The organism is Marinobacter sp. L-13 (assembly GCF_056857715.1).
On sequence record NZ_JBSXNQ010000009.1, the window covers coordinates 1 to 11,519 of the forward strand.

Genomic DNA, 11,519 nt, shown 5'->3' on the forward strand with positions numbered 1-11,519 from the left:
GCCCGGAATGGTCAATACCACCGTCCGGCCGCGATCGGCGTTGATGTAAGGGGATGAATGGCGGAATGCATGGAGGCAGTCGTTTGATTTCAAACCTTTCTCCTGCTCTCTCGTTATGTTCTAAAGGCAGCTACTTTATCTTGAGGAGGTTGCCGAGTCCTGTCGAGGAGGGTGTCCCAAAACACGCCCGTAAATACGTCCCTGTAGAGCTCGGTCGCGCCATCCCTCGCGCTCCACGCTTTTGCCACACCCTCCCCGCCAGGACTCTCCGCAGGCGTCGGAAGTGCCTGCGCCACACTCAGAGACAGAACTGTCGGATCAGCCCTCGCAGTACTTTAACGGTTGGATCAAGCTGGGACAGCTCTATAAATTCATCGGGCTGGTGCGCCTGATCGATGGATCCGGGACCCATAACAAGAGTCTCCAGGCCAAGCTTCTGGAGCCAGGGCGCTTCCGTGGCGAAAGCAACCGCGTGGGCGGTATGGCCCGTCAGTTTCTCACAGGCTTTGACCAGAGCGGCATCGGCCGGAGTTTCGAACGGTGGCACGCCATCAAAGAGCGGCTCGAATTCCAGGGACAGTTCCCGGCGGTCCGCGATCGGCTGAACCTTGCTCAGGATGGCCTGGCGCAGGGTTTCCATGTTCATGCCCGGCAACGGGCGCAGATCAAAGTGCAGCTCGCACTGGGCACAGATACGGTTTGGATTGTCACCACCGTGGATGCAGCCAAGGTTCAGGGTTGGAAACTGTACCTCGAAGTTCGGGTTCCGGTACTTTTCCTGCCAGCCTGACCGGAGTGCCAGCAACTCGGTGAGCGCTTCGTGCATTCCTTCCATGGCGTTGCGGCCCAAGGCCGGATTGGAGGAATGACCGGACTGGCCCTCGAATTTCAGGCGCTCCATCATGATGCCCTTGTGCATGCGCACCGGTTTCAGGCTGGTTGGCTCGCCGATGACCGCGTAGCGGGCCTTGGGCTTGCCAGCTTCTGCCAGGGCCCGGGCGCCATCCATGGAGCTCTCTTCGTCGGCGGTGGCCAGTATGATCAGGGGCTGCTTGAGATCCTCGTCCACAAAGGCCCTGGCTGCTTCAATGGCCAACGGGAAAAAGCCTTTCATGTCGCAGGTACCCAGCCCGTACCAGCGATTGTCCCGCTCGGTCAGGGTAAAGGGGTCGCTCTGCCAGCGTTTGTCATCAAAGGGCACTGTATCGGTATGGCCGGACAACACAAGACCGCCCGGGCCGCTGCCAAGGGTTCCGATCAGGTTGAATTTTCCGGGCATGCCCGGCACTTCCAGGATTTCCACGGAAAACCCGAGGGCTTCGAGCCATTCTGCCAGGGTTCGCACCACAGGCTCGTTACTATGATCCCATTTTGCCGACGCGCTGCTGATTGAGGGCAGAGATATCAGACGGGCAAGCATGTCACGAATGCCCGGCACCACTGCGGATTTGCTATCGGACTGCGACATAGTTTCCTCTCAGATTCCCATTGGAATCATTGTGCACGGCCACGCCGCCAGACTTCAAAGTTGGTAATCGCCCGGATCAACATCGGGTAGGCAACTTCACCGCCAGCGATAACCCGGGCCACTTCCAGCTCGCGTTCGCTGACGCTCACCAGACGCCCTTCCACCACGTTCTCGTTGGAAAGCGTTACCCGGACCTGCCGGTCAACCCATTGTTCGGCGGTTTCAAGACTCGCCGGATACCAGGTTTCGGTCTCAGGATCCTCCCGTGGCACCACCGGCTCGACGGCCACCTCTGGTGTTTCCTGAACAACCGGCTCGGCCTCGGCCAGATAGACGTCCGGCACGCCTGCACCGTTGTAACGAACTGGCCAGCTCATGCCCGCACCCTCGTTTTCAGCCGTTCTTACAGGCACTCCGAGCAGAGGCTGGGCCGGCTGCACATCTACCGTGAGCTCACCGCCCTCCAGCAGCCACTGCCGGTACAACGCTTTCAGCTGGTCACTGGCGGCCAGGCCCCGGGCCTCAAGCCCGGCAGACAGCGCCTGCACTGCGCGCCCGGCCCATTCTCCGGTTTCGATACCGGCTTCGCGGGCGCAATAGGCGGCGATGCGACGCATCAGGCCACCATCACGCAAGGTCAGCGTCATCGGCTCGGCGCCACCGGAAACGGTCAGCTCGGCATCCTGGATCCGGATTCGGGCATCACGCCAGTCCAGCTCCAGACTGCCGGTGCTGACGGTATTCAACTCAGCATGGAGATTGCCCGGAGTCTGTCGCACAAAGCCATCCCCGGCGAGTGCTGTGATGCCCATGCGGATCAGGTCACCACTACCCAGCTGTTGGCGCGGATCTGGCGCGCAGGAAAGCGCAAACAAGGCCGGATCGCCCTCGCTGTTGGCGCCTTCTGCAGTAACCCAGTTACGAAGCATTGTCGGGTCGAGGGTCAGGCCAAGGCCGTCGAGTCGCAAGGTCCATTGTTCCGGCATGCCAGCCGGGTCGAACAGGACAGAGAGCAAGCTGACAGGTGAGCCGGTATCAAGCTCCACCCTCGCCATGTCCAGAGGCTGGGTGAGCTCGAAATCCTGCCAGCTGGCGTCGTTGAGAACCAACCGGCCCTCGACGCCGGAACTGATGCTGCCCCTGTGCAGAACACCGTGGGGCTCCAGCGCCTGTCTCGCCTCGGCCATGCGCTGATCCGCCAGCCACCAGACCCCCGCCTTGAATGCGGCAAAGCCGACCAGAACCAGTATTACCAGCGTCGCAAGCAGGCGCTTCATCCGGAGACTCCTTGTCGGGTGCCGTCAGTTACGGGAAATCAGGGTGCCGACACCCTCATCAGTGAAGATCTCCAACAGACACGCATGAGCGACCCTGCCGTCGATAATATGGGACGTGCGCACGCCATTTTCGACGGCACTCAGTGCACAACGGATCTTGGGGAGCATGCCACCATGAATGGTGCCGTCCTCGATGAGATCATTGACCTGCTTGGCCGTGAGCCCGGTAAGCACCTTGTCTTCCTTGCTCTTGAGACCGGAGACGTTGGTCAGCAGCATCAGCTTCTCGGCCTTCATGGCCTCGGCCACCTTACCCGCCACCAGATCCGCATTGATGTTGTAGGAGGCGCCATCCGGTCCCACGCCAATCGGTGCAATCACGGGAATCAGGTTGCTGCGGGTAAGCATCTCAATCACATCCACGTTGACACTGGCGACCTCGCCCACATGGCCGATGTCGATAATCTCCGGGCGTTCCAGTTCGGGAGAGCGGTCGACCACCTCCAGCTTGCGGGCTCGTATCAGATTGGCGTCTTTCCCCGTGAGCCCAACGGCCATGCCACCGTGAGAATTAATCAGGGACACGATTTCCTTGTTCACCTGACCACCAAGCACCATCTCCACCACATCCATGGTTTCGGAATCGGTTACCCGCATGCCGTTGACGAATCGGGACTGGATGTTCAAACGCTCCAGCAGCTCGCCGATCTGCGGGCCACCGCCATGGACAACGATCGGGTTGATGCCTACAAGTTTCATCAGCACCACATCGCGGGCAAAACTGCTCTTCAGGTCTTCGTTTTCCATGGCGTTACCGCCGTACTTGATGACCACGGTCTTGCCGGTAAATCTCTGAATATAAGGCAGGCCCCGGCTAAGTACCGAAGCTACCTGCATTGCTGTTTCACGATCCAGCGCCATGTTTTTGCCTTGTTGATCCTGTATTGAAACTTGCCTGTGAAACTCGGTGACTGCGAATCAGAAATCCGCCACCAGATCCGGCGCTGCCTTCTGCAGCTGGTCACGGAACACAGACTTGATACGCTCCAGCGCCTCGTCGGTCTCCGCTTCAAAGCGTAAGACCAGCACCGGCGTGGTGTTTGATGCCCGGCACAGCCCCCAGCCGTCGGCGTAGTCCACCCGGATGCCGTCGATGGTGCTGATATTGCCGTCACCGAAATCCCCGGACTCGCCGAGGCGTTTGATAATGTCGAACTTGGAACTTTCCGTCACTTCGACATTCAGCTCTGGCGTACTGATGTCATCCGGGAAATCCTCGAAAACTTCATCGCTGTGACGATCCTCAATGCCCAGAATTTCCAGCAGGCGGGCCGCAGAATACAGACCGTCATCAAACCCGTACCAGCGCTCGCCAAAGAAAATATGACCACTCATTTCCCCGGCCAGCAAAGCGCCAGTCTCTTTCATTTTTGCCTTCATCAGGGAATGACCGGTTTTCCACATGATCGGTCGGCCCCCGGCTTCTGAAATCACCCCGGCCAGCCTGCGGCTGCACTTCACATCGTAAAGGACATCAGCCCCCGGATTACGTGAAACCACATCCCGGGCGAACAGCATCATCAGCCGGTCCGGCCAGATAATCTTGCCGGAATTGGTTACTACACCGAGACGGTCACCATCGCCGTCGAAGGCCAAACCGATATCGGCCCCTTCCGATTCAACCCGGGCAATCAGATCCGCCAGATTCGCTGGCTTACCTGGGTCGGGATGGTGATTCGGGAAGTCACCGTCCACCTCGCAGTAGAGCGGAATCACTTCGCAGCCCAGCTCCTCGATCAGCATGGGTGCCAGCTCCCCGGCAATGCCATTGCCGGCATCGACGACCACCTTGAGCGGTGCCGCTACCGCAATATCGCCAACAATCCTGTCCAGGTAAGCACGGCGCACATCCTCGGTGCTCTGGCTGCCCCGACCGCTGGCAAAATCTCCGGTCTGGATGCGCTGATACAGTTTCTGGATGGCCTCACCTGAAAGGGTTTCGCCACCCAACATGATTTTCAGGCCGTTATAGTTGGCCGGGTTGTGACTGCCGGTCACCATAACGCCAGAGCCAGTCTGGAGTTCGTGGGTGGCAAAATAGAGGACCGGTGTGGGCACGGCACCCACGTGAATAACGTTGCACCCGGCTGCCATGACACCGCGTGCCAGGGCATCGGCCAAATCCGGGCTGGAATGGCGGCCGTCATAACCAATGCAAAGGCTGTCGACACCGCGCTCCCGGGCCTCCGAACCGATGGCCCGACCGATGACTTCAACGCCCTCGGCGGTCAGGGTTTCGCCGACAATACCCCGAATGTCATAGGCCCGGAAAATATCCTGGGAAAGCTCCACTTGAGGCAGGGCCACCTCTTCCACGTCCGGAGTGTCGCCGGAACCAAAGACGGTATCATCGCCGCTGCCGAAGCCCAGAACGTCCTCATCGCCATCAAGCATGTCGATATCGGGCATGTCCTTGTCCTGGAACAAAGGCTCATCGCCGCCCTTGGCGGCACCACCGCCAGACTTTCCGGAACCGGCCGGCCTGGGTTTGGCGGTTTCTACAGCCTTGGCGACCCGTTTATCAACCACCTGTGACAAACGGTAGAGCACCTCACCGGTTGAGGCGACCATATCCCAACGGAAGGTCGGCAGCTTTACCCGCTCTCCGCCGAACACCTTGTGCGCCCACTGGATCAGGGCCGTCACATCCTGACGCAAGCCCTTCTGGGCCCCGCCCAGCAGTACCCAGACGATGATGGCAGCGATCAACGCGGGCACGCCGACCAGAAGCGCGATCATTACCGTATCAACCGGCGCTGCGGACGATTTTGCAGGGGTGTAGGCTACGGTCCAGTCCGGATTGGAAAGCCGGCGGGATTCCGCGTTTCCGGAGCCGCTGGCGTTACTGACCACGGTGCGGGATGAACCGGACACGGTCTGCACCAGCGCGAGCTGACCACCGAGGCTGGAGTTGACCACTTGCAGCAACGGCTGGATCTGGCCGGAGTCGAAGATAATCAGCAGGCTGCCGATGACCGCATTGCTGGTCGGATTGCGAACCGGGGCTGCCATCTGGACAAACCACCGGTTATCCCGTGGAAACGCGTCGGGAAACAGTCGCTGGCCGGTTTCAGCGCGCCGGGCCAGCTCAAGCCCGGAGAAGCCCAGCAGGCCCTCACTGCTGGAGGTGCGTGGAATGTCACGGTAGGGAAACAGATGCACCGCCTCGATGCCGGGCAGTGAATCCGCCAGCTGCACCTCGGTCGCCGGAATCTCGTTCCGGCTGCTCAGGGCCTGAACGACATGGGGCTGCGTCGCCAGACCATTGACGCTTTTCTGGACCTGGTCAAAATACTGGTTCAGTCGAAGGGCGGCGGCATCCGCTTCCAGAACTTTCAATGACTCGAAGCGTTCCTTTGCAGACGGCTGAACCACCAGAAAATGAAGCAAGGCAACGGCAATCACCCCCGCAAGGACCACGACCAGCGACTGGCTCACCGCCACGGAATTGAGTCTCTTCAGTTTGGGTCCCGAAGAACTGGTTTTTTCCTTCTTCACCGCCTTCTTCGCCGGCTTTTCATCAACGGACGCGTCGGCATCTTTCTTTTTACCCAGCTTCATAGTCCATCCTGCAGTTGTAATTTTATCGTCCTGGACAAGCAGTTATCCGCAAAGTATAGACGCCGGCACAATGTTCTGCGTGGCCGGCTTCCCGGTCACCTTGTGCCGGTGGAGCCAAAGCCGCCTTCACCGCGGGCGCTGGCGTCGAATTCCGAAACCACCTCAAAATCAGCCTGCACAACGGGTACCAGCACCAACTGTGCCAGACGCTCCCCCACATCCACGGTAAAGCTGGTGCGCCCCCGGTTCCAGCAGGACACCATTAACTCGCCCTGGTAATCCGAATCAATCAAGCCCACCAGGTTGCCAAGCACTATACCGTGCTTGTGGCCGAGCCCGCTTCGGGGCAGGATCATGGCCGCCAGCGATGGATCGGCAATGTGGATCGACAACCCTGTCCTGATCAGTTGGGTATCGCCCGGCTCGAGGGTCAGCGGCTCGTCCAGACAGGCCCGAAGATCAAGGCCTGCGGAGCCTTCGGTGGCATACTCGGGAAAGGGAATCTGGCTGCCAATGCGATCATCCAGAATACGTACCTGAAGATTTTTCCTGCTCATGAGGGGTCCTGTCGATTGTAGTGCAGGTGCGCTTCGCTGAGTCAGCGGGCGGCCTGACCAAGATGTTCACCTATCATCGCCACAAGCTGTCGGGCAATGTTCGTTTTGCTGTCGGGACCGATCGACGTCTGGCCACCCGGCCAGAATACGGTCACCGCATTGTTGTCGCTGTTAAAGCCCAGCCCGGGCGTAGACACATCGTTGGCCACGATCATGTTCAGTTTCTTGCGTTGCATTTTGTCGGTGGCGTAGCTCGCCACATCGGTGGTTTCGGCCGCGAAACCTACGCTAAAAGGCGCATCGTCGCGGCCGGCTATGGTAGCCAGGGTGTCGGGATTGCGCACCAGCGAGAGCGCCATGGCGTCACTGGACTTCTTGATCTTGTCTCCGGCACAGGTTTCCGGACGGTAATCGGCGACCGCAGCTGTCGCAATAAACAGGTCACAGCCCTCATCCACGGCGTTTGAGGCTTCCTGCAACATGTCCTCGGCCGTTAACACCGGACGAACCTCGACACCGTTAGGCGCGGAAAGCGCTACCGGACCACTGACCAGAATCACCCGGGCACCTGCCTTCTGCGCCTCGCTGGCCAGGGCATAACCCATTTTCCCGGAGCTGTGATTGCTTATATAGCGCACCGGGTCGATAGGCTCTCGGGTCGGGCCTGCAGTAATCACGACCGTCTTGCCAGCGAGCACGCCTGTGCGACCGTGATCGACAAGCGCAACAATGTCCTCCGGCTCCAACATTCTCCCTGGCCCGGTATCACCACAGGCCTGCGCTCCCTGAGCCGGCCCCCATAATTCGATCTGGGGATCCTCTTCAAGCAGCCGGATATTTCTCTGGGTACGGCCATTGCTCCACATTGCCTGATTCATCGCAGGCACCACGGCAATGGGCGCCTCGGTTGCACAACAAACGGTGGTTAACAGATCGTCGGCCATCCCCTGGGCAAGGCGGGCGATAAAATCGGCCGACGCCGGCGCAACGACCAACTGATCAGCCCACTTGGCCAGTTCAATATGCCCCATACCAGCTTCCGCCTCAGGGTCCAGCAAGGACGTCCTCACGGGCTCGCCACTGAGGGCCTGAAAGGTCAGTGGTGCCACGAACGCTTCCGCCCCGCGGGTCATAACAACCCTCACCTCATGGCCCGCTTTCTTTAACTGGCGAACCAGCTCGGCACTTTTATAGGCAGCGATACCACCGGTTACTCCCAGGAGGATTCGTCTGGCGGCCATAGGGGCTCCGTTTCCGCATAAAATGAAAGGCTTATAAGATAGCATGCTCAGGCCGCAGCGACAGCCTGCCAGACCCGGCATACGTTTACCGATTGTTAGTTTTTAAAGTAACCTTTGTAACCCTGAGATGCCCGTCGCGGTGCAGGAAGCACCAGGGCAGGAGACAACCAATGCAAGGAAGCCACGATGTCAGACCCCGCCTGGCCCACGGACGAACGTCCACGGGAACGCCTGCTCGCCCACGGACCGCAAACCCTCTCCGACGCCGAACTGCTCGCCCTGTTTTTACGCACCGGCACCACCGGCATGCCGGTCATGGCATTGGCTCGCCACCTGATTGAGGAGTTTTCCGGGCTTCGGGGGTTGCTGACGGCTTCCCGTCGCCAGTTCTGCGATGTCAAAGGTCTGGGAACCGCCAAATACGCCCAGGTTCAGGCGGCCATGGAAATGGCGCGCCGGGTCATGGATGAACCATTGCGCCAGGGTGATCCCCTGCGCTCTCCCGAAGATACCCGCCGCTTTCTTACCAGTCGGCTCGGCACCTACCCGCACGAGGTTTTCGCAGGCCTGTTTCTGGACAATCGCCATCGCGTTATTCAATACCGTGAGTTGTTCCGGGGCACCATCGATGGCGCGGCCGTCTATCCGCGGGAAGTGGTGCGACAGGCTCTGGAGGACAATGCAGCAGCGGTGATTTTCGCTCACAACCACCCGTCGGGCGTCGCCGAACCGAGCCAGGCCGACATTTCCCTCACCCGCCGCTTGAAAGAGGCCCTCGGACTGGTGGATATCAGGGTTCTTGACCATATGGTTGTTGGCCATGGTGAGGTAGTATCTCTCGCTGAACGGGGTCTGCTGTAAAGCCCGATGGTTAACCGTGCACGTCAATGCCGGAAAACTGGCCAAATTCCCAACAATTTTTTGCGTTGGGGGGTGAGTTCTGGTATAAAAGCGTCCCTTTCTGGCGGCGTCTGGCGAGCAGCGTTCAGTTTAGAGGCGCGAATGGGGGCGTAATAGCTCCTTAGCAACCAGAGACGCATTAAAAACGAATTCGTATTATTGAGACCATTGCTCAGGTCGGAGGCAAGTATGTCCAGAGTTTGTCAGGTTACCGGTAAGCGTCCGGTATCCGGTAACAACGTTTCCCACGCGATGAACCACACTCGTCGTCGTTTTCTGCCGAATCTGCAGAACCATCGTTTCTGGGTTGAGTCCGAGAAGCGTTTCGTGAAGCTGCGCGTATCCACCAAGGGCATGCGCATCATCGACAAAAAAGGCATTGACGCTGTGCTGGCCGATCTTCGTGCCCGCGGCGAGAAATTTTAAGGAGCCGCATCATGCGCGAGAAAATCAAGCTGGTTTCATCAGCAGGTACTGGTCACTTCTACACGACCAAGAAGAACAAGCGTAACACTCCGGAAAAAATCGAGATCAAAAAGTACGATCCGGTTGTCCGCAAGCACGTTGCGTACAAGGAAGCCAAGATCAAGTAATTCCTGATCCGGCATCCAAAAAAGCCCGGCCAATGCGCCGGGCTTTTTTTTGACTTGATGCTACTCAGAACTTCTCCAGGTAGCCCTCCGGCAACGCCACATCCATGGCGATGGGCAGGTGATCCGACATCGGATAACTCACCACCTCGGACCGGCGGATCTCGAGTGAAGGACTTACCAGGATATGATCCAAAGCTTTCTCCGGCCGCCAGCTGGGGAAGCTATGGGCGGTATCCGGTAGCGGCACCAGATCGGTTTCCCTGAGGGGCGTCTGAGTCAGTAGCTGTTCGGCATGGGCGTTCATATCTCCCATCAGAACCACATGCCGGTAGTCGGCAATCAGCTCCCGGATGTAACCCAGCTGGCGTTGCTGAGCCGTCTTGCTAAGGGAAAGGTGCATCAGCACCAGCACCAGTGGATCATGCTCGGTTCCGTATCGGGCGATGATGGCGCCCCGGCCCGGAATCAGGCCCGGCAACTTGTGTTCGGTAACGTCAAGGGGCCGATACCGGCTCAGCAGGCCATTGCTGTGCTGGGCGATCTGACCAAGATTCCGGTTCAATTGCTGGTACCAGTAGGGAATGCCGGCCGCTTCGGCCAGATATTGCACCTGGTTGATATAGCCGCTGCGCAGACTGCCCCCATCGCACTCCTGCAAAGCGACCACGTCGTACCCGCGCAGCAGGGAGGCAATCCGATCCAGATTTTCGATACGGTTACGGTGAGGCAGTATGTGCTGCCAGCTTCGTGTGAGGTAATGACGGTAGGACGAGGTGTTGATCCCCACCTGAATATTGAAGGTGAGCAGGCGAATATGTCGTTGCGGCTCGAACTCGGGCACATGCTCGGTCCCGGAGCAGGCACCCCTTGGCCCGCCGGCCGGCTTCAGGATGCCATTCAACTGTTTTCGGATATGCTTGTACATAATGGGCGGTCTCGACCCGGCCGGCGGCTTGTCTTACTCGGCTCTTGCGTCCCTGGCCGGGCTCCTTACTCCACGTCGCCCCGCTCTTTGGCAACCAGGTAGTCCACCACGTCAAGAACGGCCTCATGGCTGCCGGCCATAGATGCACTAACGGTGTACTTGCCATTAACCAGCATAGTCGGAGTTCCGGTAATCCGCGCACCGCGGATTTTCGACTGGGCTTTTTGCATGCGGGCGTTCACACCAAAGCTTTTATAGGTGCTCACAAACTCATCCGGATCAACCCCATACTCCGCGACGAAATCCGCAAGGGCTTCCGGTGTATTCAACGGACGACGCTCGCCGGCAAGCGCATCAAACAGGGCATCATGCACCTTGTCCAGCTCCCCCATCGCTTCAAGCGCATAGAAGGCGTAAGCATGGGGTTCCCAGTTTCTCCCCAGGGCAGCGGGAATCTTCACGTAATTGACGTAGTCAGGCGCGCTGGCCGCCCATTCTTCAACCAGAGGCTTGAACCGGTAGCAGTGGGGGCAGCCATACCAGAAGACTTCCGCTACCTCGACTCCGGAATCGCTGTCGGTACGTACCGGGTTGTCCAACCGGTTGTAATGAACCCCTTCTTTCCACTCTGCGGCGTTGGCCAGGCCGGTGACAGACAGCGCCAAAAGAAGCAGGAAGGCCGTTCTGAAGGATCGAAACATGAAAAATCTCCGGTTATCTCTATGTCGTTTTGGGAGGATTATGACCCAGCGTACCCGAAAAGTTCCACCGGTCGGCAGTTACAGAAACGAAAGACAAATCGGGATAGGGGGGAGCCATGAGGCTCCACCCCTCCCACACCACCCGGCATGCGGGTCCGCACCGGGCGGTTCGAGACGTTGAGGGTTCACGAGAGTCTCGGCACTCCCAACCGGTCGAAGTAGGCAATCGTCAGGAC

Annotated in this window: 11 protein-coding genes; 3 read left to right on the plus strand and 8 right to left on the minus strand. The window is 59.0% G+C overall.

Annotated elements, in window-relative coordinates; genetic code table 11:
- Positions 1-298 precede the first annotated feature (298 nt).
- The 6 genes from argE to coaBC form a co-directional block, all read right to left on the minus strand.
- Positions 299-1,468 (minus strand): acetylornithine deacetylase, encoded by a 1,170-nt coding sequence (gene argE / locus AC13DD_RS00240; protein WP_062786045.1) that lies wholly within the window; start codon positions 1,466-1,468, stop codon positions 299-301.
- Positions 1,469-1,494: 26 nt separating this feature from the next.
- The gene (locus AC13DD_RS00245) at positions 1,495-2,745 is read right to left on the minus strand and encodes a hypothetical protein (RefSeq protein WP_053113169.1); all 1,251 of its coding nucleotides are present in this window, start codon (positions 2,743-2,745) and stop codon (positions 1,495-1,497) included.
- Positions 2,746-2,769: 24 nt separating this feature from the next.
- Complete coding sequence (gene argB / locus AC13DD_RS00250; RefSeq protein ID WP_008173452.1) at positions 2,770-3,666, minus strand: acetylglutamate kinase; 897 nt, start codon at positions 3,664-3,666, stop codon at positions 2,770-2,772.
- Between the two features lie 57 nt (positions 3,667-3,723).
- Positions 3,724-6,366 (minus strand): phosphomannomutase/phosphoglucomutase, encoded by a 2,643-nt coding sequence (locus AC13DD_RS00255; protein WP_482902173.1) that lies wholly within the window; start codon positions 6,364-6,366, stop codon positions 3,724-3,726.
- Between the two features lie 95 nt (positions 6,367-6,461).
- Positions 6,462-6,923 carry a dUTP diphosphatase gene (gene dut, locus AC13DD_RS00260; RefSeq protein ID WP_008173456.1) on the minus strand — a complete coding sequence of 154 codons (462 nt, stop codon included), beginning with the start codon at positions 6,921-6,923 and terminating at the stop codon, positions 6,462-6,464.
- Between the two features lie 41 nt (positions 6,924-6,964).
- Positions 6,965-8,164: a bifunctional phosphopantothenoylcysteine decarboxylase/phosphopantothenate--cysteine ligase CoaBC gene (coaBC, locus tag AC13DD_RS00265; RefSeq protein ID WP_273083390.1), complete on the minus strand. Its 1,200-nt coding sequence runs from the start codon at positions 8,162-8,164 to the stop codon at positions 6,965-6,967.
- A 186-nt stretch (positions 8,165-8,350) separates the two neighbouring features.
- Between coaBC and radC the strand changes: the two genes are divergently transcribed.
- The 3 genes from radC (at position 8,351) to rpmG (ending at position 9,657) form a co-directional block, all read left to right on the plus strand.
- Positions 8,351-9,025, plus strand: a complete 675-nt coding sequence (radC, locus tag AC13DD_RS00270; RefSeq protein WP_008173460.1) for a RadC family protein — start codon at positions 8,351-8,353, stop codon at positions 9,023-9,025.
- 228 nt (positions 9,026-9,253) lie between these two features.
- Positions 9,254-9,490, plus strand: a complete 237-nt coding sequence (rpmB, locus tag AC13DD_RS00275; protein ID WP_008173462.1) for a 50S ribosomal protein L28 — start codon at positions 9,254-9,256, stop codon at positions 9,488-9,490.
- Positions 9,491-9,501: 11 nt separating this feature from the next.
- Positions 9,502-9,657 (plus strand): 50S ribosomal protein L33, encoded by a 156-nt coding sequence (rpmG, locus tag AC13DD_RS00280; RefSeq protein ID WP_008173465.1) that lies wholly within the window; start codon positions 9,502-9,504, stop codon positions 9,655-9,657.
- Between the two features lie 64 nt (positions 9,658-9,721).
- On the opposite strand, the gene AC13DD_RS00285 is transcribed toward rpmG, so the two are convergent.
- Positions 9,722-10,582 (minus strand): endonuclease/exonuclease/phosphatase family protein, encoded by an 861-nt coding sequence (locus AC13DD_RS00285; protein ID WP_062786030.1) that lies wholly within the window; start codon positions 10,580-10,582, stop codon positions 9,722-9,724.
- Positions 10,583-10,647: 65 nt separating this feature from the next.
- The gene (locus AC13DD_RS00290) at positions 10,648-11,283 is read right to left on the minus strand and encodes a thiol:disulfide interchange protein DsbA/DsbL (protein ID WP_273085080.1); all 636 of its coding nucleotides are present in this window, start codon (positions 11,281-11,283) and stop codon (positions 10,648-10,650) included.
- Positions 11,284-11,519: the final 236 nt, after the last annotated feature.